Below are 20626 nucleotides of genomic sequence, written 5' to 3'. Positions count from 1 at the left end.
GGGCGCTTTGGGCAGAAGATCAACCCCATCTTTCATGGTGCGTTAATGCGAGCCAAGTTCGAATCTGATATCCCTCCCTTGCCCGAAGACCCCGAATTCCGGGAGAAACTGGCGACCATTGTTTCTTCCATCGGCCGGTGCGATCGTGACGCGTTGCTGGAAGGGAAATCCTTCGCAACCGTGATGAGCGATTTTGATTCGATCATGGTGCTTGAGATCCTGCTGGAAATCGAAACGGAATTTCACATCACTACGGACGACATGCTGCCGACCGACGGGGCATACAAGCCGCAGGAAATCACGAACGCGTTTCCGCAAGACCTGGACGGGTTGATGGCCTACATGCGCACGGTCGTCGTTCGGGTTGCCGAGGAAAAAGTGGCGGCAAAGGAAGCGGCACGGCTGGCGGCCTTGGCCGCGACCGACGCGCCCACGCCGCAACCCCCTGAAAAGGCTGATAAAGATGCAACGTAGAAGAGTCTTCATCACGGCGGTTGGCATGGCTACGCCGCTGGGCAACACGGCGGATAAAACGTTCGACGCGCTGATGGCGGGAAAATGCGGCGTGGGTAAGCATCCCGACGCCGCCATCGACAAGCAGGTCGGCTTCATCCGCGAACCGCTGGACGTGGATGCCTCGCCCAGCCAGTTGCGGTCGATGGACCGCGTGGCGCTGGTGGCGCAGTACGCCGCCGATCAGGCGCTGGCCGCCGCCGCGCTCAGCGCCGAACAGAAAAAGCAATGCGGCGTGTTTGTGGGAACGGGGATCGGCGGCGTGTCGTCCTTGTCGGAAGCCATCGAGATCCATCACGGCCTGGCGCCCCGGCGCACGTTTCTGGTGGTGCCGTCGGTGATGCCCAATGCCGCCACCGCGCAAATCGCGCAGACGCTCAAGACCACGACCGAGGCGCAGACCTACGCCACCGCCTGTTCCGCCGGGGCCGTGGCCATCGGGGAAGCTTTTCGCCGCATCCGCGACGGCTATCTGGACGTGGCCATCGCGGGCGGAACCGAATCCATGTTGACGGAAACCATCGTCACGGCCTGGAAGCAGCTGCATGTGCTGAGCGCGGAACTGTCCGAAGACGGCAGCGTCGGGGGCTGCCGGCCGTTCAGCGCGCGCCGCTCGGGCTTCGTGCTCGCCGAAGGCGCGGCCATGCTGGTGCTGGAATCGGAAGCGCATGCGCGCGCGCGCAACGCGGTGGTGATCGCCGAACTGGTGGGCTACGGCGTCAGCAACGACGGCACGCATCCGCTGCGGCCCGACGACGAAGGGCAGGCCCTGGCCATGTCGCGGTGCTTGTCAGACGCCGGCCTGACGCCCGAGGACATCGGGTACATCAACGCGCACGGCACGGGCACCTACGTGGGCGACCGCATCGAAACCTCGGCCATCAAGCGCGTCTTTGGTGAGCGCGCCGGGTTGGTTCCGGTCAGCAGCATCAAGGGGGCGCTGGGGCACACGATCGGCGCGGCGGGCGCCATCGAGGCCGCCGTCACCGCGATGTCGTTGCGCCAGGCCCAGGTGCCGCCGACCTTGTTCTTCGAACCCGGCGATGAGCAGTGCGATCTGGACTATGTGCCAGGCGCGGCACGGCCGCTGCCGGGGCTTCAGGCGGCGCTGAGCAACTCGTTCGGCATGGGTGGCAACAACGCCGTCCTGGCCTTCAAAAAAGCAAGCTGATGCGCCTGCCGGAGCGTCAGTTGCATGGGAAACCGCGCCCGCATCGCGGGATAAGCATGGAGTTTTGATCAGTCCCATGCGTCAGGCGGGCGTCTTCGGTCGAGTCCGATTGCCCCGCCGTCTGAACCTGGATAGCCTCACTGTCAATCCTTAGCCAAAACATAAAGGACACAGATGAGACACCTCCTGCGTATTCCGTTCGTCAAGCACGACCTTCGCCGTCGTCATCGCGTTGCCCTTGCGCGCAAGCCGGGCATTGCGCGCGGCGGCAGGCGTGGCTTCTTCAACGGTTTAAAGTGAGGGACGCCGTGCGAGACGTCATTCGCGTTGTCTTGGCCGACGGGCACCCCATTTGCGTCAAGGGCGTGCAAATCGAGATATCCGTGGCCGATATTGCCCAGGTTGTCGCCTGCGCCTTCAATTCCACCGAGCTGTTCGACATTCTGGACACGCACCACTGTGACGTGCTTGTCAGCGACTACGTCATGTCGGGGGCGGATTTTGGTGATGGTCTGAGCATGTTCGCGCGGATACAGGAGCGCTATCCCCGCCTAAAACTGGTGGTGCTGACGTCGCTTGATAATCGCATCGTGTTGCAGGCGCTGGAAGCGCTGGGGGTGCGCGCCATCGTCAGCAAGGGTGACATGCCCGAGCATTTGCGCCGGGCCTTGTACGCCGCATGGTGTGGCGAGCCGTACCGCTCGCCGCGCATCCAGGCGGCGTTGGAATCGGATACCGCCGCTGAGCATGAAGACCCGCTGACCCGGTGCGAAGTTGAAGTGGTGCGCCTGTTCCTGTCGGGCTTCTCGCTTGGAGAGATCGCCCAGAAATTCCATCGCAGCAAGCAGACGGTCAGCGCGCAAAAGCGGGCGGCCATGCGCAAGCTGGACGTACACAGCGATATGGATCTGGTGCGTTACGGGCTGAGAAGCGGGCTGGCGGCGTGAGGGATCGGCGCCCGTTCTGATCTTGATGTTGCATTTCAACAATTGGGATTGCGCGTCCTCTGGCGCGAGGGTAAGGTCGCAACGTAGGATTTATCCGATGTTGGGCTTACAGGGGTGATCGTTGGGGACTTTCACGGTAGTGGTGGCGATGCTGGTCGCCGTTTTGCTCAGCGGCGTGATCGTCCGGCTGATTCCCCTTGCCATTCCCTTGCCGTTTGTGCAGATCGCGCTGGGCTTTCTGATCGCCGCCGTGTTTCAGCGCGGCGTACTGATCGAACCCGATATCTTCTTCCTGCTGTTCCTGCCGCCCTTGCTGTTCCTGGATGGCTGGCGGGTGTCGAAGCTGGCGGTGATTCGCGAATCGTCCTCGATCTTGCAGCTGGCGTTCGGCCTGGTATTTCTGACGGTGATTGGCGTGGGTTACCTGATCCACTGGATGATTCCCGACGTGCCGCTGCCGGTTGCATTCGCCATTGCCGCCATTGTGTCGCCCACGGACCCCGTGGCGGTCGAGGCGATCTCGCGCCGCGTCCACATTCCCCGCCGCATGATGGCGATTCTGGAAGGCGAGGCGCTGTTCAACGATGCAAGCGGCCTGGTTGCGTTCCGCTTCGCCGTGGCGGCAGCCGCCACCGGCACGTTTTCGCTGTCGGAAGCGGCGCTGTCGTTTCTCTGGGTGTCCATCGCGGGCCTGTCGATTGGCGCGGGGCTGACGTGGCTGATCATGCAGGTGCGCAGGTTCATCACCAAGCGGCTGGGCGAAGAGCCGGGCTCGGAAGTGTTGCTGAGCCTGCTGACGCCGTTCTTCGTGTATTTCGTGGCCGAACACGCCAACGCTTCCGGCATCCTGGCGGCCGTGGCGGCCGGGGTCATGATGAGCTATTCCGAGCTGTCCGGCCGGGCGCTAGCCGCCACGCGCATGGAACGCCGCGCCGTTTGGGACATGGTGCAGTTCACGCTGAACGGCATGATTTTCGTGCTGCTGGGCGAACAGTTCCCGACCATTCTGGCCGGATTGTCGCGTGCCGCGGGCGAGGCGGGCGGGCTGTCCCTGTACTGGTTGCCGGTGTACGGGCTGGCGGTGTGCCTGGGCCTGATCCTGTTCCGCTTGCTGTGGGTGACGGTGTCGCTCAAGCTCAGCGCGATGGCGGCGCGGCGGCGCGGGACTGAACCGCCCGAGGTGGGCATTCGGGTGATTCTTGCGGTGTCCGTGGCGGGCGTTCGTGGCGCGGTTACGCTGGCGGGCGTCATGACGCTGCCGTTCGCGCTGGATAGCGGCGCGCCGTTTCCCGCACGCGATCTGGCGGTGTCACTGGCGGCCATGGTCATTGTGTTTTCATTGCTGCTGGCCAGCCTGACCTTGCCCAGCCTGATGCGCGGCCTGCACTTTCCCGCCAACAGCCGCGTGCAACGCGAAGCGTCTTTGGCGCAGGAAGCCATATTGCAGGCCGCGCTGGACAGCGTGGCCGCGGGCGCCAAGCGCCGGGTTGCGGAACATCCCGACGAGGCCGCCCTGTATCTGGAGGTGGCCGACAGCTTGACCGCCACCTTGCGCCGCCAGGCGGGCGAGGCGCCGGACGGCACCTCCGCCGAACAGGTCGCCAAACAAGCCGCCATTGAACGGCAGTTGCGGCTGGAGGCGATAGCGGCCTCGCGCGATGCCGTCTTCCACCTGGCGCGCACCCACCGTATTTCTGATTCACTGGCGCGCGAGCATGCGCGTTTGCTGGACCTGCACGAAGCGCATTTGCGTTAGAGGGCGTGCGCCCCTGGCCGCGTGTCAGGGTGACGGCGCGTGCGCTACTGAACGCTTTCCACCGGCTCGATGACTTTGAAGGGTGAAGAAAAAGAACATGGCTAGCTTTCCGATGCATTGGCCCGCTGTCACCGCCGCCGTCCTGCTATCAGGCTGCGTTCCGCGCAGCGCGCCCTACGTGACGGTGTTCGATTCCTATTTTCCGGCCTGGATACTGTGCGCCGTGATCGGCGTCGTGGGCGCATCGCTCATACGCGTGCTGCTGGTGCGTTGGGGTATTGACGACGTGATGCCATTACGCGTGCTGGTGTACCTGAGCCTGGCCGCCGCGCTGATGTTCCTGAGTTCGCTTCTGTTTTTCACCCGCTGACTTTCACCCGTTGACTTTCACCCGCTGACTTTCACCTGCTGATCATGCCGACCTCCCAGTCTTCTTCCAACAAGCGGCGCATCGCGGTGGTGATGGCCGTGCTGATCGTGGTGCTGGCCGTGGCGGCCGGGCTGGCGTATGTGATGCGGATGCAGGCCAAGCCGCTATCCGAAGATGCGGTGCTGACGACCGACGTAGCGCGCGTGGCCGCCGCCGTTCCGGGCCGCGTCGTGGCGCTGAACGTGCGCGAGAACAGCCAGGTCACCCGTGGCCAGGTGCTGTTTGCGATCGACCCGGAGTTCTATCGCTTGCAGGTTGAGCAGGCCGCCGCAGGCTTGCGCATGGCGGAAGCGGCGCTGAGCTCGCGCGGCCGGTCGGTGCAAGCCGAGCAGTCCAACGCCACCATCGCGGCCGAACAGATTGCTCGGGCGCGCGCCAATGCGGCGCTGGCGGCGCAGACGTGGGAACGGCTGAATGCGCTGCTACCCAAGGGCTACGTAACGCGCCAGCAGGTAGACGAAGCGGCCACGCTCAAGCGCAATGCCGAGACCAGCCTGAAGGAAGCGCAGGCGCAGCTGGCGGCCGCGCAGGCGCTGGTCGGCGACGCCGAGGGCGCGCAAGCGCTGGTGGCCGAACGGCGCGCGGCGCTGGCCATTGCCGAACGCCAACTGCGCGAAACCGAAGTCAAGGCGCCGTTCGATGGCCGGGTCGCCGGCTTGTCGATCACCGAGGGCGATTACATGGTGCCGGCGCAGTCTGCGTTTTCACTGATCGACACAACGCGCTGGTTTGCCACGGCCACGTTTCTGGAAACCGAGTTGCCCGCCATCCAGCCCGGCGATTGCGCCACGGTGTACGTGGCCGCTGACCGCCGGCTGGGCTTGAAGGGCGTGGTGGAATCCACCGGCTGGGGCGTCAGCGCCGAAGACCTGATCAACCTGCCGCGCCGCTTGCCCTATGTGCCCAAGTCCTTGAACTGGGTGCGAGTGGGCCAGCGCTTTCCCGTCCGCGTGAAGCTGGATAACCCGCCCGCCGAACTGATGCGCGTGGGCGCGTCGGCCGTCGTCTTGGTCGATCATGAAAAGCGGTGTTGACGCCGCCTGGCTGAGCCAGCTCGCGCCCTTTCCAGGCCGGGCGGCGATGGCGTGGCGGACTGCGCTGGTCTGCGCATTGACGGCCATGGTCGCCATGACCTACGGCATTCCCGAGTCGGCCATCAGCTGCTATCTGGTGTTCTTCGTGATGAAGCCGGACGCGGCCGAAAGCTCTTTGCTGGCGGTGGCGCTGTCGGTGCTGGTGATGCTTGTCGTCGGCGTGCTGCTCTTGCTGACCAACCTGACGCTGGCGCAGCCGGCCATGCGCATTGTGGCGCTGGCGGTGTCGTCGCTATTGCTGTTGTTCCTGGCCTCAGCCAGCAAGCTGGGGCCGCTTGGCGGCATCATCGCGCTGGTGCTGGCGTTTGGCTTGACGCTGCTGAGCTACGTGCCGGTTGGCGAAGCGGCCACGCGGGGCATCCTGTATGCGTGGCTGATGGCGACGATGCCGATGGCGCTGGTGCTGATCGTCAGCATCACGATCGGCCGGCGGCCGCTGACGTTGCTGCGCACGACGGTTGGCGACCGGCTGGACGCCGTTGCCACGTATCTGGAAAGCGGCGGACGCGCGGGCCGCGCGCGTCTTCGCGAGATGCTGGGCGAAGGGCAAGAGGAATCCATGAAGCGCTGGGGGCTGCTGCGCGGGCTGGCGCTGGCGCGGCGCGATGAAACGCGTCGTTTGGGAATGGCGTTGCAAGAGTCCTACCGGCTGCTTTTCGCCGCGCTGGCGATGCGTGGCGGCGGGCAGGATGCGCTCGCCGCTCGTGCGCGCGAGGCCGGGCAGGCCCTGGCCGCGGGCCGCGCTGCGCCGGCCGCCGCCGTTCCTCCTACGCATTCCCCGAAGCACCCCCCGGTGCACGACTCCACGCAACCCCCCACGCACCTTCCCACGCACCCCCCGGTGCCCGACTCCACGCACAGCCCCACGCAACCCGCCGCAGCCCGGCAAGCGTGGCGCGCGCTGTCGGCAATGGGGGGCGACGCCTCCACCATGCCCGCTCCGCAGCCCGCCGAACCGTTCATGGCGCCCGATGCGTTCAGCAATCCGGAACACGTGCGTTACGCCATCAAGACCACGGCCGCCGCGCTGATCTGCTACCTGATCTACTCCGCGCTGGATTGGCAAGACATCCACACCGCGATGATCACGTGCTACGTCGCCGCCTTGGGTTCCGTGGCGGAAACCACGCAAAAGCTCATGCTGCGCATCATCGGCTGCCTGATCGGCGCGGCGATGGGCGTGGGCGCCATTCTGTTTTTGATCCCGCACATGAGCAGCGTGGGCAGCTTGATGGTGCTGGTATTCGCCGGCGCGTTCGTGGCGGCTTGGGTGGCGGTGGGCTCGGAGCGCGTGTCGTATGCGGGCGTGCAGATTGCGCTGGCATTCATGATGACGGTGTTGCAGGGCTTCGGCCCCAGCATCGATATGTCTGTCGCCATGGACCGCGTGATCGGCATCTTGCTGGGCAACGTGGTGCTGTACCTGGTGTTCACGCAGTTGTGGCCCGTTAGCGTTGGCCACCGGGTGCGCGAAGATCTTGGGCGCGCGCTGGAGGGCTTGGCGAAGTTGGCGCGGCTGGGCGAGGGCGGGCGCGACCGGGCGGTGGCGCAGGCCAGCGCCGTGGCCGGGCAACTGGCGGGCATCCGGCGCGCGCTGGGGCTGGCCACGCTGGAACCCCGAACGCTGCGGCTGGATAGCGCCCGCTTGCGGGAATTGATCGCGGTCACGCAGTCGGTGCAGGCGCTGTGCATGCGCTTGCTGATCGACGCGCCTGAGCCGGACGAGGCGCTTGCCGCACGCCTGGAGGCCATGGCGCACGCGGTGCGCAACGATGAGCCAGGAAGCGTCAAGCAGGTGAACCAACTGATGGAAGGGCAATAGGATGGAAGGACGGATAGCCTCGGCGGGGCGTGCGGCGGCGATGGGGCTGGGCGCCATCGCATGCCTGATGGCGCTGACTGCATGTGTGGCCACCGGCAACCAAGGCGCGCCCGAGTCGGCGCAACGGCAGTGGCAGTCATCCGATGCGCCCGCTGAATGGCGCGCGCTTGCCGTGTCGGGCGCGCCTGCCGCCAATCTGCCCGGCCAGCCGCCGCCATTGGACCCCAGCCGCGAATACGATCTGCCCGCTCTCATCGACCTGGCCCAACGCAACAGCCCCGACACCCGGCTCGCATGGAGCCAGGCGCGTCAGGCCGCATCCACCGTGGGCATCGCCGACGCCACGTTCCTGCCGATGCTGTCGGCGCACGTGGTGGGCGGCTACATCTCTACGCGCAATCAACTGCCTGAAATCCTGGGGCAGCGTCCGCACGTGGATACGAGTTCCAGCGGCGTGGTGCCGCTGGCGACCTTGCAATGGCTGCTGTTCGATTTCGGCCAGCGCAGCGCCTTGCGCGACAGCGCGCGCAGCCTGTCGCTGGGCGCCAATTTTCTCTACAACGGTGCGCACCAGAAGCTGATCTACAGCGTGATGAGCACCTATTACGAACATGACGCGGCGCGCCAGCGCAGTGAGATCGCCAAGGCGTCGTTGGGCAATAGCGAAGCGGTGCTGGCGGCGGTGGACGCGCGGCGGCGCAACGGCATGGCCACCACCATCGAGCTGGCGCAGGTGCGGCAACTGGTGGCGCAGGCGCGCTTGCGCGTCGTCACGACGCAAGGCGCCGAACGCAACACATACCAGGCGCTGGCCGCGGCAGTGGGTATTGACCCCACCGCCACGCTGCGCATCGCACCCCTGACTCGGCGGCCGCTGCCGCCTGCGACCGATGTCGCCAGCCAGGAGATCCTGCATCAAGCGCTGGCCGACCGGCCGGACGTGATGGCGAGCGTGGCGGCGCTGAAAGCGGCGGAGCATTCCGTGGACGCCGCGCGCGCGGACTTTCTGCCCAAGGTGTATTTGGCGGGCTTTGCCGCCGCCGGTAACCGCAACCTGGATGTGGGCAACCTGCCCATTCTTGCGGGCCAGTCGAACGCCAACGGGGTGATCGTCGGGATCAGCGTGCCGATCTTTGATGGCGGCCTGCGTAGCTCGCGTTTGCAGGACGCACGCGAACGCGTGCAGGCCTCGCAAGCCGCGCTGTCCAAGTTGCGGATGGAAGCGATGCGCCAGATTGTGGTGGCATCCACCACGCTGGAATCCGCGTTGCAGGCTAACGAAGCCGCGACAAGCCTGGAGGAAGCCGCCACGCTGACCTACGACGCCGCGCTGGATGCATACCGGCATGGCGTAGGCACCGTTACCGCCGCCACCGAGGCCGCCAATGGTTTGCTGGCCGCGCGCAGTGCGCGGGCCGATGCGTATTCCGCCGCCTTGACCGGCGCGGCCACACTGGCTTTTTCGCTGGGGCGCATCAACGCCGACAGCGCGCAATAAGTCTTCAGACACGAATCCAACCCGGGAGTCACCTTCATGTTCGATGTGGATGCCACGTCCATCAACCGGCTAAGCGCCGTCAACTGCGGCTGCCACAACCCGGCCGCCGCCCGCATCAACGCGTTGTACGCCGTGCATGAAGCGGCAGCGGCGAATCTTGGCGGCGCCGCGGCGTCGGTGGCCGCAGCACCGGCTGCCGCAGCACCGGCTGCCGCAGCATCGGCTGCCGCAGCATCGACAGCCGCCACCGCCCCTCACAGCACCGCCGCACCGCATCCCGCCGCCCATCCGCCCATCGCCTTTGTGAACGTGCGCATCTTCGATGGCGTCTCGGACGCACTCCTGACCGGCATGCGCGTGGTAGTGGAAGGGCGCCAGATCAAGGCGGTGGAGCCGCAATCCCTGCCGCTGCCGGAAGGCTGCCAGGTGATCGACGGCAAGGGTGGTGTGCTGATGCCCGGCCTGATCGACGCGCACTGGCATTCGATTTTGGCGCGCCCCAGCATCCTGATGGCCATGACCGCCGACTTCAACTACGTGCATACGATGGCCGTGGTGGAGGCGGGCGCCACGTTGATGCGCGGCTTCACCACGGTGCGCGACATGGGCGGTCCGGCCTTTGGCCTGAAGCGCGCCATCGACGAAGGCCTGACGCCGGGGCCGCGCATTTACCCGTCGGGCGCCTTCCTGAGCCAGACCTCCGGCCACGGTGATTTCCGGCTGTTGTCCGATCTGCCGCGCTCGCCGGAGGGCGGGCTGAGCTATGTGGAAAAAGTGGGCGTCACCGCGATCTGCGACGGGGCGGATCAGGTGCTGCTGCGCGCGCGCGAACAGTTGATGCGCGGCGCGTCGCAGCTGAAGTACATGGCGGGCGGCGGCGTGATGTCTTCCTACGATGGCCTGGACGTGACCGAGGGCTCGCTGGAAGAACTGAAGGCGGCCGTGACCGCGGCGGAAAACTGGGGGACCTACGTGACCGTGCACGCCTACACTTCGCGCGCGGTCGGCATGGTGCTGGATGCGGGCGTGCGTTGTATCGAGCACGGCCAGTTGATTGACGAAGACACCGCGCGCCGTATTGCGGACATGGGGGTCTGGTGGAGCTTGCAGCCCTTTCTGGATGACGAAGACGCCGTGCCCACGCAGTCACCGTCGTCGCGCCAGAAGCAGCTGGCCATGGTCGCCGGCACCGACCGCGCCTACGAGATGGCGCACCGCCTGGGCATCAAGACCGCGTGGGGCACGGACACGCTGTTCGACGCGCGGCTCGCCACGCGCCAAGGCGCGCAGCTGGCGAAGATGAGCCGCTGGTACGGCGCGGCCGAGGTGCTGCGCATGGCAACCAGCGTGAATGGTGAACTGTGCGCCATGGCCGGCCCGCGCAATCCGTATCCCGGCAAGCTGGGCGTGGTGCAAGCCGGCGCCATGGCCGACCTGCTGCTGGTGGATGGCAACCCGCTTGAAAACCTGCAACTGATCGCGCAACCCGAGCAAAGCCTGAGCGTGATCATGAAAGACGGCAAGGTCTGCAAACCCGCGCAGGGGTAAGCGCCGCCGCTGCCCCCTTTTCACTTTCGTACTAATCCGATCTGTCCGGGTGCCGTAGCGGGACAAGTACGAGATGAATTGCGGGGCACGGATACTACATTGGCTGCATTTGGACCTGACAAAGCCCAGGAGGCTGGATGCGCCATGCAGATATCTCTCATCATTGCCGATGATCATCCCGCCCTGATCACCGGCGTCAAGCACGAACTGGCGGACTTTCACACCATCTCCATCGTGGGCACGGCCAGCAATTCGACGGAAACGTTCGAGTTGCTGGCGAAATCGCACTGCGACGTGCTCGTGACCGACTACGTGATGCCCGGCGGCGAGTTCGGCGATGGCATGACCATGCTGTCGTTTCTGCGCCGCCGTTATCCCGACCTGAAGATCATTGTGTTCACGACGATCGACAACCGCGCCATGGTGGCCGAGATGGTGAAGATCGGCGCGCATGCGGTGTTGAGCAAGGTGGATGTGATCGGGCATCTGATCTCGGCCATCCATGCGGTGTATGCCGGCGCCACTTACTTTTCGCCGAAGTTCCGGTCATCCTCCGCTGTTGGCCGCGTGGCGCAGATCGACCCCGCGCAAAAGCTCACGCGGCGCGAGACCGAAGTGGTGCGCCTGTATGTGTCGGGCGTCTCCATCAACGAGATCGCCAGCCAGTTCAATCGCAGCAAGCAAACCATCAGTTCGCAGAAGACCAGCGCCATGCGCAAGCTGGGCATTGAGCGCGATGTCGAGCTGTTTCGCTTTGCCTACGAAACCGGGCTGTTGACCGAAGGCGGTACACCGAGCGAGCACGACACGATGGACGCGATGCTGGCCGAGCACGAGTAGCGCGCGCGGAGCCGTTTTGGTACTAGTCAGATTGTTCGTGCAGGGGCGTCAGACCATACTGAGTCCACTATGCGAGTCGTCAATATGGTTCATCACATCTCCCCTCAACGGCCGGGCAGCGCCCGCGGATTGGCCGCCATCAAAATGGGTTGCGCCCCGCGCAGCGCCACGGCGTTGAATGCGTTGCTCGACGGCGGCATATTGCACACGTTGCGCAGCGCCTGCGGCCTGGATGCTCTGGCCATCGCGCTGCGCGAACAGGCGGCGGATCTGGTCGTATGTGAAGTCACCGGCGTCGCTTGTGAAGGGCTGCTGGTGCCGGGGCGCCTGCAAGGCGAAGTCCAGGCTGGCCGCCTGCCGCGCATGCCCGCCGTGCTGTGGATCAGCGATCTGCCGCGATGTGTGCTGGACGCGTATGCCAGCGGACTGCGCGCGGCGGGCGCCGTGATCCACATCGTGCGTAGCGCGGCGTTCATTCCGGCCGCGCTTGCCCGTTTTTCGCAGTGGCAAGAGCCGGTCAAGCCCGACGCGCCCGCGCCGCGCTTTACCGATGAAGATGTGATTTTGGCGCTGGGCGCCAAGGACGGCATCCGCGTGGTGTTGCAGCCGCAAGTCGACCTGGCCACAGGAAGAGTTCTTGGCGCCGAGGCGCTGACCCGGTGGCGTCATCCGCAGGCAGGCGATGTGCCGCCAGCGGAGTTCGTGCGGGCGATCAGCCGGCTGTCGATGGACCCGATGCTGTTCCACTTCGTGACGGAACGCGTGCTGGACGTGCAGGCGCAATTGGCGGGCCAGGGCGTGTCGCAGCGCATATCCGTGAATGCTTCGGTGTCGACGTTGTCGGCGCCGGGCGTTGCGCTCAGTCTGGAAACACGCACCTTGCGCCGGGGAATTTCGCCGGAACTGATCACCGTCGAGATCACCGAAGATGAAACCATCCAGGACAAGACGGCCCTGGAGGCCGGACTGCGGCGGCTGCGCGCGTGCGGCTTCGGCGTCAGCATGGATGACTTCGGCACGGGCGCTTCCACGCTGGAACGCCTGACGCGCCTGCCGTTCAGTGAACTCAAGATTGACCAGTCGTTTGTGCAACGGTTGGAGTCCGGCCAGGCCTCGCATGCCGTCGTGAGCGCCGCGTTGTGGCTCGGACGCGCGCTGGGACTGGCGGTGGTTGCCGAAGGTATCGAAACGCAGGAGCAGGCGCGCCAGCTGCACGCGCTGGGCTGCCGCATCGGTCAGGGGTATGGGCTGGGGCGGCCGATGGAGGTGGACGCTTTCATTGAACACGTTCTGCCGGCGTCTTCATGCATGCGCCTGCCGGCGAGGCGCAAACAGGCGGTGGCGTGAGGGATGCCAGGCGTCGTCGCGGCGTGGCCTATGGGAATACTCTCGCTGTGCGTGTTTTGTCTGCGCACCTATGTCGCCGCCCAGTTCATGGAGCGGGGGGTGGCCATAGCCGCTGACTGGCAGGCGGCCGTGGCGTTATTCACGCACGATTTTCCCTTGCCGCTGATTACGCCGGTGTGGTCGGCTGGCCTGTTTGTGGCGGCCGACATTGTCTGTGCAGTGCTGTTGATTCTGGGCGCATTCATGAGCAGCGCGTGCGCGGGCTTGCTGATGATCAATGCCGCGTCGTTGTTCTTTGAACCCTTGCTGTGGGATCTGACGCGGCCTGCTCCCTTGCTGTTCCGGCTGTATTCGTCGGCGGCCCTGCTCATGCTGCTTGCGTGCGGGCCGGGACATCTGTCCTTTGACGCGTTGCGCAAGGCGGGAAGACGGCCATGAGCCGCGCGGCGGTATGGCGTATCAAGCCTGCTGCGGCTCGCTGTCGCCCGCATCCGATGTCACGGTGATGCCGGTTTCAAAGGCGAAGCGGAACAGGTCAGCTTCGCGTTCAATTCCCAGCTTGCGCATGGCGCTGGCTTTCTGAGAACTGATGGTCTGCTTGGATCGGCTCAGGTGCGAGGCGATTTCGTTGACCGACATGCCCGTCACGTACAGGCGGACGACTTCGAGTTCGCGCTTGGTCAGGTCGGGGCCGGCGGTGCGCGGTTTGGTCGGCGCGGCCGACGCGCCGATGCCCTCGGAAGGAAAGTAGCGCGCGCCCGCGTAGACCGCATGAATGGCGGAGACGAGCTGGCTCGTCTCATGCGCCTTGCTCAGTACCGACTGCACGCCCAGCTTGGATAGCTCTTGCACGATGGCCGGGTTGTCCAGCGTCGTGAAGACCACGATTTTCACATCGGGAAAATGGCGCCGCAGGTACGAGATGAACATGATGCCGTCGCCGTACGCGCCGCCTGGCATGGCGTAGTCGGTCACCAGCACATCGCAGGTCGCGCTGTTGAGCAATTCGACCAGTTGGCCGGAGTCGCGCGCCACACCCTGAATGGCGATGGACGGTATGCAATCCAGTTCGTGCTTGATGCCCGCAAGCAGGGCGGGATGGTCATCGGCGAGCAAGACATGAATTTTCATGGCGCGGCGTGTGGCCTGGCAAGGGCCGAATGAGCTGGGGATAACCCAAGAAATGTAGCGTAATCCGCCGGAATCGGCTGGATTTTTTGCAGGCTATTTCGGCCTGTCGTTCCGGTACGAATCTGGCGCCAAGCCGTGTCGGACCCGTACGGAACTTGCCCGCAACGCCGCGTTATTGGGACGCGGCATCACATAATCTTTGACTTTACATAGGACGGGACCCGACAGGGCCTGTGGCGCAAGCGTGTCCTCCGACAGCAACCTTAAAACCTTGATGAACCTTCGCCGGTATCAGCGACGTTTGCTGTTCGGTGGAGGCCTGGCAAGCACGTTGATTGCATTGATGATTCTTGGCATGGGCGTACGCACGGGCATCAATGCGCATGTTGAGGCGCAACGCCGCGCGTTCGCGCTGGGCCACGCCATGGTGATGGAGCATGGGCACCGGGCGCTGATCGACCCGGCCAGGATCACGGGCATGCAGGGCATTGCGATGATCGTCGATGAAAACGGCGAGGTCACCGAATGGGTCGGCGACTGCTGCGATGGCGGGCAGGCGCCCACGCGTGAAACGCTGCGGCGTGTGGCTGCCGTCGGTATCGAGCACCAGCAGGACTGGCATGACGAAGGGCTGTTTATCTTGTCGCAAGGGCTGGACGACAAGCACGTGCTGGTGTTCGCCTATGCCGGCAGCAGCATTGCAGCCGCCGCCAGCGAAGATGTATTCGTGGATGTGATGCTGACCTTGCCGACGCTGGGCATGATGTGGCTGCTATTGATTTCGTTGAAGCTGCGAGTGTTTCGTCCGCTGCTGGAATGGTCCCGGCGCGTGTACGAAGGGGAAAAACTCAGCCGCACGCTGATCGATACCGCGCCGGTCGGGCTGGGGCTGATCTCGTTGGATACCGGCAAGGCGCTGCTGTGCAGCCCGGCCATGGCGGAGATCGCCGCGCGTATCGCGCCGGGCGAGGACGCGCTGCCCGATGCGTGCATTCAATTGCACCAGGCGCATGTGGCGCGCGGTGACGTGAGCTGGCGGCAAGGAACGTTCAACGAAGACCTTCAATTCCAGACGCAGGACCGTATCGGCCTGGACTTGTCGGTCAGCATGGTGCGGGCGCGTTATCAGGGAAAGAACGTGCTGGTCACGGCGTTCACGGACGTCACGGCGAAAAGCCGGGTTGAGCAGCAGCTGCGCAAGGCGCGGCAGGCGTCGGATCGGGCCAATGCGGCGAAGTCCGCTTTTCTGGCGGCGATGAGCCATGAAATCCGCACCCCGCTGAACGCCATTCTGGGCAATCTGGAACTGCTGTCGCATTCGGCGCTGGATGCCCCGCAGCGCGACCGGCTGCGCACGATACGGTCGGCGTCTGACGGCTTGTTGGCCATCGTCAGCGATGTGCTGGATTTCTCGAAGATCGAGGCGGGGGAGCTGCGGCTGGAGTCGATTGAATTCGACGTGCTGGAAGTGGCCGCGCAGGCGTTGCGGATGTTCACGCCCACCGCGCGCGGCAAGGGGCTGATCTTGACGGGCCAACTGGGCGACACCGTGACTTTGCCCATGCGGGGAGACCCGACGCGGCTGGGGCAGATCATCAACAACCTGCTGTCCAATGCGGTCAAGTTCACGGAGCAGGGGGGCGTGGCGCTGTCCTTGACCATCGACGAGGCGCAGGCGTCGCTCGTCATGACCGTGGAGGATACGGGCATCGGCATGTCGGCCGAGCAGTTGTCCCGATTGTTCCGCGCGTTCAGCCAGGCCGATCCGACGATCAACCGCCGCTTCGGCGGCACCGGCCTGGGCCTGGCGCTGTGTTCCAGGTTGGCGCAGGCCATGGGCGGCGCCTTGTCGGTGCAAAGCGAAGCGGGGCGAGGCAGCCGGTTTACGTTGCGCTTGCCGTTGGGCGACTGCGAACAGGCCCGGCAGACGCCGCGCTTTGCGGGCGAGCGCATTGCGCTGCTGACCGCGTGCGCATCGGCGCGAGCTTTTGTCGGCCGCAGCCTTCAGGCATGGGGCCTGCGCGTCGAGACCTATGCGCATCCGGCGGCGCTGACACCGGATGGCTTGGGCGAATTCGCGGCGGTGGTGCTGTGGGGCGAGCGGCATGCATGGCAGGTCGACGACGAGAATCGGCTGGTCGAGGAAGCGCCGTGGGTGATTGATTGCGGTGAAGACGGGCCGACGGACCCCGTGGCGATGGGCCGCGTGCTGAGCGTGTCGATGGTCGGCTTGACGGGGCTGGCAAGCAGCTTGGGCCATGCCTTGCACGGCACGCCGCTCAGCGCGCCGGATGTGCGGCGGCCGGTGCTTGCGCGGCGGCTGAACGTGCTGGTCGCCGAGGACAATCCGGTGAACCAGCGCTTGTTCGAGGAGCAGCTGCGCGTGTTGGGCTGCGAGCCGACGGCAGTCGAAAATGGCGTGCAGGCGCTGGCATGCCTGGAACAGGCGCCGTTTGATGTGTTGCTGACCGATCTGGCCATGCCAGAGATGGACGGCTATGCGTTGGCCCAGGCCGCGCGTGCGCGCTGGCCGGCCATGCCGGTCGTGGCGGCCAGTGCCCACATGACGCCGCTTGAGCGGGTGCGTTGCCAGCAGGCGGGCGTGGCGCTGGTGCTGGGCAAGCCCTTGCCGCTGGGCGAGCTGGCGCAAGCGCTGTCCGACGTCACCGGCGTGCGGACGTGGCGTCTGGAGGTGGACAAGCCGCGCAGCTTCCTGGGCGGCCGCGCCATGAGTGAGGACTTGAAGCGCACGTTCCGGCTGGCCTGTGAATCGGCGCTAGCGGAAATCGGCCAGGGCAGGCAGGCGGGGAATATCCCGCAACTGTTGGCGGAGCTGCACAAGCTGCGCGGCATGCTGGATGTCTTCGGCGAACCCGGGTTGAGCCGGCTGACGGCGGATGCCGAAACCTGTCTGAAGACGGGCCGTGGGCTGGATAGGGCAGAGGGACTGCTGGACGCGCTTGCGGCCGGGCTGGCGCGCGCCTCTTCCCCATAGGGGGGTGTCACGTCATAATCGGCGCTACGCCCATCATGGCGTCAGCGCCCTCCCGGCATCCCCGACTCATGACGACTCCCGAGCAAAGCAGTGTTTTGGCCCGTTTGCGCCGCTATCAGCACTTGCTGGTCATGGGGGGCGGGGCGGTCATCACGATAGTGGTGCTCGTGGCCGGCCTGATGGATGTGGCGGCCTCGGTCAATGCCTATCTGGCGCGCATGAAGGAAGAAGTGTCGATCGACATGCGCCGATCCATGGATTTCACGACGCGCGCCGTCGGCACGTTGCGCAACAACGTCCAAAACATGGAGGAGGCCTGGAGCACCGCGGACGCCGACAAGCAGGATCGCGAGGCGCCCTTCGGACCCGATGGGCTGCTGCGCGTGCAGCCGGATGCGGATGGGCCGCCGTTGCTGGTGTTGCGCAGCGATGCATCCGCCAGCGCCACTGATGCGTGGCGCTACGTGCGGCTGGCGCGCAGAATGGCCGCAACCACCGCAAGAATCGCCGCGCGTAACGCGGGCGATCTGACCGTCTACTTGTTCAGCCCCGATCGTCAAACGCTGGTCCTGTCCGTCCTGCCGTGGGGCGGCAGCGCGTGGCAGGACAAGGTAGCGGCCGAGCGGCCCGCCCTCTTTGCGGCGCTGACGTCTGCTGACGGCGCAGGCATTGCACCGCCCGAAGGCGGTTGGCGCGACCCCGCCACCGGCACCCCCCGGTTCCGTTGGCTGACGCCCTACGAGAGTCCGCTGACCGGCAAGCAAGCCGTGCGCATCGCGACGGAATTGCGCAGTGCGGACGGTACGCCGTTTGGCACCCTGGTGTACGAAATGCCGCTGAGCGCGCTGGCCGAACACTTGCCCGAGACCAGTTTTGCAGGCGCGTGCCTGGTGCTGGCGCCGGACGGCTCCTTGGTCGTCGCGTGCCCGGATGCGGCGTCCGCCGCGTTGCTGCCCTTGGCGCGCCAGGCGCAGGCCGCGGGGCTGGACAAGCCGTCGCGCAACGTGTTTCTGGAAGGGCACGTGTTATCCGGCTGGCCCTTGTTGCCGACCGGGTGGACGCTGGTGCACGCGCAGTCATGGCGCGACATTGTGACGGGGGTGCGCACGCAGATTATCCTGGCTGCGCTGACGTCGGCCGTCATCATCGCGCTGACGTGGGCGCTGCTGCTGTTGGTGAAGTGGCGCGTGTTTGTGCCGGCAGTGCGGCAGTCGCAACGCGTGTTCGATAGCGAGCAATTGAGCCGGACGCTGGTGGAAACCGCGCCCGTCGGGCTGGGCCTGATCACGGCGCACACGGGGCAGCCGCTGCTGCGCAGCCCGTCGATGATTGCCACGAACAGCCGTGTGGTGGTGGACGGACCGGGCCTTTCCTACGCCTTGTCGCGGCACTTTCTGCAGCAGGAAAAACTGGCCCCGCCGCAATCGGGCGGCGCGGCGGTTTTCGAAGATGACCTGACGTTTTCCACGCGCGACGGGCAGCGGCTGGATTTGTCGGTGAGCATGGTCCGTGCGCGCTATCAGGACGAAGACGTGCTGGTGACGGCGTTTACCGACGTGACGGCCGACAAGCAACTGGAACAAGAGCTGCGCAACGCCCGGCAGGCGGCGGACTCCGCCAATGCCGCCAAGTCCGCCTTCCTGGCCGCCATGAGCCACGAGATCCGCACGCCGCTCAACGCGGTGCTCGGCAACCTGGAATTGCTGGCCTACTCGCCCCTGGACGAATTGCAGCGCGACCGCTTGAACACCATCCGCAATGCGTCTGATGGCCTGTTGGCGGTGGTTAGCGACGTGCTGGACTTTTCCAAGATCGAGGCCGGTGAACTTCAGCTGGAAGACCAGGAGTTCGATGTGCTGGAGCTGGCTTCGCAGACCTTGATGATGTTTGCCCCCGTGGCGCGCGCCAAGAAGCTGGCGCTGGCGGGTGAGCTGGGCGATACCCTGACCTGGCCCCTGCGAGGAGACCCCGCGCGGCTGGGGCAGGTGATGAACAACCTGTTGTCCAACGCGATCAAGTTCACCGAGACGGGGCAGGTGACGCTGCGCTTGTCGCGCGATGAGGCGGCGTCACAGGTGCTGATCGAGGTCGAGGATACGGGTATCGGCATCAGCGCGGATCAATTGCCGGCCCTGTTCCAGGATTTCACACAGGCGGATGCGACGATCACCCGGCGCTTCGGGGGCACCGGTTTGGGCCTGGCGTTGTGCCAGCGGCTGGCCCAGGCCATGGGCGGCACACTGACGGTGCAAAGCCAACCCGGCGTGGGCAGCCGTTTCACGTTGCGCTTGCCGCTGCACGCTGACGCATCCACGGCCAGCGAGCGTCCGCGCTTCGATGGTGAACCCGTGCTGCTAGTGGCGGCAATACAAGCCGAGCGCACGCGGCTGGGCAGCATCTTGCAAGCGTGGGGCGTGGGCGTGACGAGCTACGCGCATCCGGCCTTGATTGCGCAAGAATCAGTCGAAGACGCCAGCGCGCTCGTGTTCTGGGGCGATCGCAAGACCTGGCATCCCAGCGACGAGAATCGCTTGGTGGAGGACGCGTCATGGGTCGTCGATTGCAGCGAAGACGGGCCGGCCCAGCCGGTGGCCTCCGGACGCGTGATCAGCGCGTCGGTGTACGGCCTGCACGGGCTGGCGAGCGGTTTGCAATATGCCTTGCAAGGCCGCGCCTTGGCGGCGCAGGCGGTGGACGGCATGGTGCTGGGCAAACGTCTGCGTGTGCTGGTGGCCGAAGACAACGTCGTGAACCGCAAGCTGTTTGAAGAGCAGCTGGCCCTGTTGGGCTGCGACGCTACCGCCGTGCCCGATGCCGAGCAGGCCTTGGCGTGCCTGGAGCAGGACACGTTCGATGTGTTGCTGACAGACTTGGCCATGCCGGGGCAAGACGGCTTTGCGCTGGCGCGGCAGGTGCGTCAGCGCTGGCCCGCGATGCCGGTGATGGCCGCTACCGCCAATGTGACGCCGCAAGAGCGCGAAGCGGGCGAGCGCGCCGGCATGGCGCGGGTGCTGGGCAAGCCGCTGTCGCTGGCCGACCTGGGCTTGGCGTTGTCAGAGGTCGCGGGTCTGCCGCCATTGCGCCGCGACGCGTTGGCCGGCAGTGGCCTGTTGGGCGGCCGCCCCGTGGCGGACGCCACCTGGCAGGTGTTCGTGCAGTCTTGCCGCGATGCGGTGCAGGCCTTGCAGGACGGGCTGCGCGCGGAAGATGGCCCCCGATTGCTGGCGGAACTGCACTCTCTGGGCGGCGCGTGCGCGGTGTTCGGCTTGAACGACATCGCAGCACGTGGCGCGGCGCTCGCGCAGTCGATTTCCGCGCAGGGCGTGCGCGCGTGCGAAGCCGAAATCCATGCGTTGGGCGATGCGCTGCTGGCGGTGGTGTTGCAAGAGCCGCTGCATTTGATCAACGTGGCCGACCAGATCATCGCTCGGTTGGAAACCCCTGATGGCAGCGTCAATGCGGCAAGCGTCGCCGAGCTGGCCAAGACTTTGCGCGCAGGCCTGCACGACCGCGGCGGCAGCCGTGCTGGGTGAG

The 20626-nt window shown here is 65.7% G+C and carries 15 protein-coding genes; 14 read left to right on the top strand and 1 reads right to left on the bottom strand.

Going from position 1 to position 20626, the window contains the following annotated elements:
* Nucleotides 1-45 precede the first annotated feature (45 nt).
* From AC1DB0_RS18975 to AC1DB0_RS18920, 12 genes are all read left to right on the top strand, one after another.
* Complete coding sequence (locus tag AC1DB0_RS18975) at nt 46-474, top strand: acyl carrier protein (protein WP_175170187.1); 429 nt, start codon at nt 46-48, stop codon at nt 472-474.
* Complete coding sequence (locus AC1DB0_RS18970; RefSeq protein WP_427948860.1) at nt 464-1684, top strand: beta-ketoacyl-[acyl-carrier-protein] synthase family protein; 1221 nt, start codon at nt 464-466, stop codon at nt 1682-1684. The genes AC1DB0_RS18975 and AC1DB0_RS18970 overlap by 11 nt, the downstream gene beginning before the upstream one ends.
* A gap of 308 nt (nt 1685-1992) precedes the next feature.
* On the top strand, nt 1993-2631 hold the full coding sequence (locus tag AC1DB0_RS18965) for a response regulator (protein WP_054422880.1): 639 nt from the start codon (nt 1993-1995) through the stop codon (nt 2629-2631).
* 121 nt (nt 2632-2752) lie between these two features.
* Nucleotides 2753-4387, top strand: coding sequence for a Na+/H+ antiporter (locus AC1DB0_RS18960; RefSeq protein ID WP_427948862.1), 1635 nt, complete (start codon nt 2753-2755; stop codon nt 4385-4387).
* A 97-nt stretch (nt 4388-4484) separates the two neighbouring features.
* A complete protein-coding gene (locus AC1DB0_RS18955; RefSeq protein ID WP_054422875.1) occupies nt 4485-4757 on the top strand; it encodes a YtcA family lipoprotein in 273 nt (90 codons plus the stop codon).
* Between the two features lie 44 nt (nt 4758-4801).
* Entirely contained in the window at nt 4802-5851 is a 1050-nt protein-coding gene (mdtN, locus tag AC1DB0_RS18950) for a multidrug transporter subunit MdtN (RefSeq protein WP_454669722.1), read from the top strand.
* Nucleotides 5835-7733, top strand: a complete 1899-nt coding sequence (locus AC1DB0_RS18945; protein ID WP_447982514.1) for an FUSC family protein — start codon at nt 5835-5837, stop codon at nt 7731-7733. The genes mdtN and AC1DB0_RS18945 overlap by 17 nt, the downstream gene beginning before the upstream one ends.
* A gap of 1 nt (nt 7734) precedes the next feature.
* Nucleotides 7735-9231, top strand: a complete 1497-nt coding sequence (locus AC1DB0_RS18940; RefSeq protein ID WP_342067291.1) for a TolC family protein — start codon at nt 7735-7737, stop codon at nt 9229-9231.
* A 36-nt stretch (nt 9232-9267) separates the two neighbouring features.
* Entirely contained in the window at nt 9268-10779 is a 1512-nt protein-coding gene (locus AC1DB0_RS18935) for a metal-dependent hydrolase family protein (RefSeq protein WP_476758470.1), read from the top strand.
* 144 nt (nt 10780-10923) lie between these two features.
* The gene (locus tag AC1DB0_RS18930) at nt 10924-11619 is read left to right on the top strand and encodes a response regulator (protein ID WP_175170181.1); all 696 of its coding nucleotides are present in this window, start codon (nt 10924-10926) and stop codon (nt 11617-11619) included.
* 69 nt (nt 11620-11688) lie between these two features.
* Complete coding sequence (locus AC1DB0_RS18925) at nt 11689-12966, top strand: EAL domain-containing protein (RefSeq protein WP_175170180.1); 1278 nt, start codon at nt 11689-11691, stop codon at nt 12964-12966.
* A gap of 30 nt (nt 12967-12996) precedes the next feature.
* On the top strand, nt 12997-13404 hold the full coding sequence (locus AC1DB0_RS18920; RefSeq protein WP_181953187.1) for a DoxX family protein: 408 nt from the start codon (nt 12997-12999) through the stop codon (nt 13402-13404).
* A gap of 21 nt (nt 13405-13425) precedes the next feature.
* Here the strand turns inward: AC1DB0_RS18920 and AC1DB0_RS18915 are convergent, their stop codons facing one another.
* Nucleotides 13426-14097, bottom strand: a complete 672-nt coding sequence (locus tag AC1DB0_RS18915) for a response regulator (protein ID WP_054422859.1) — start codon at nt 14095-14097, stop codon at nt 13426-13428.
* Nucleotides 14098-14341: 244 nt separating this feature from the next.
* Here AC1DB0_RS18915 and AC1DB0_RS18910 point away from each other — a divergent pair, with 244 nt between their 5' ends.
* On the top strand, nt 14342-17092 hold the full coding sequence (locus AC1DB0_RS18910) for a hybrid sensor histidine kinase/response regulator (RefSeq protein ID WP_476758469.1): 2751 nt from the start codon (nt 14342-14344) through the stop codon (nt 17090-17092).
* A 68-nt stretch (nt 17093-17160) separates the two neighbouring features.
* Entirely contained in the window at nt 17161-20625 is a 3465-nt protein-coding gene (locus AC1DB0_RS18905) for a hybrid sensor histidine kinase/response regulator (protein ID WP_476758468.1), read from the top strand.
* The last annotated feature ends 1 nt before the right edge of the window (nt 20626 follow it).

It is taken from the genome of Achromobacter sp. 10T422, from assembly GCF_056394065.1.
This window is presented reverse-complemented; position numbering and strand designations above follow the sequence as displayed.

Bases quoted from the DNA above. Each gene is read 5' to 3' on its own strand.
- AC1DB0_RS18970 (WP_427948860.1), top strand. From the start codon at position 464: ATGCAACGTAGAAGAGTCTTCATCACGGCGGTTGGCATGGCTACGCCG.
- AC1DB0_RS18945 (WP_447982514.1), top strand. From the start codon at position 5,835: ATGAAAAGCGGTGTTGACGCCGCCTGGCTGAGCCAGCTCGCGCCCTTT.
- AC1DB0_RS18930 (WP_175170181.1), top strand. From the start codon at position 10,924: ATGCAGATATCTCTCATCATTGCCGATGATCATCCCGCCCTGATCACC.
- AC1DB0_RS18955 (WP_054422875.1), top strand. From the start codon at position 4,485: ATGGCTAGCTTTCCGATGCATTGGCCCGCTGTCACCGCCGCCGTCCTG.
- AC1DB0_RS18915 (WP_054422859.1), bottom strand. From the start codon at position 14,097: ATGAAAATTCATGTCTTGCTCGCCGATGACCATCCCGCCCTGCTTGCG.
- AC1DB0_RS18920 (WP_181953187.1), top strand. From the start codon at position 12,997: ATGGGAATACTCTCGCTGTGCGTGTTTTGTCTGCGCACCTATGTCGCC.
- AC1DB0_RS18975 (WP_175170187.1), top strand. From the start codon at position 46: ATGCGAGCCAAGTTCGAATCTGATATCCCTCCCTTGCCCGAAGACCCC.
- AC1DB0_RS18935 (WP_476758470.1), top strand. From the start codon at position 9,268: ATGTTCGATGTGGATGCCACGTCCATCAACCGGCTAAGCGCCGTCAAC.
- mdtN (WP_454669722.1), top strand. From the start codon at position 4,802: ATGCCGACCTCCCAGTCTTCTTCCAACAAGCGGCGCATCGCGGTGGTG.
- AC1DB0_RS18925 (WP_175170180.1), top strand. From the start codon at position 11,689: ATGCGAGTCGTCAATATGGTTCATCACATCTCCCCTCAACGGCCGGGC.
- AC1DB0_RS18940 (WP_342067291.1), top strand. From the start codon at position 7,735: ATGGAAGGACGGATAGCCTCGGCGGGGCGTGCGGCGGCGATGGGGCTG.
- AC1DB0_RS18905 (WP_476758468.1), top strand. From the start codon at position 17,161: ATGACGACTCCCGAGCAAAGCAGTGTTTTGGCCCGTTTGCGCCGCTAT.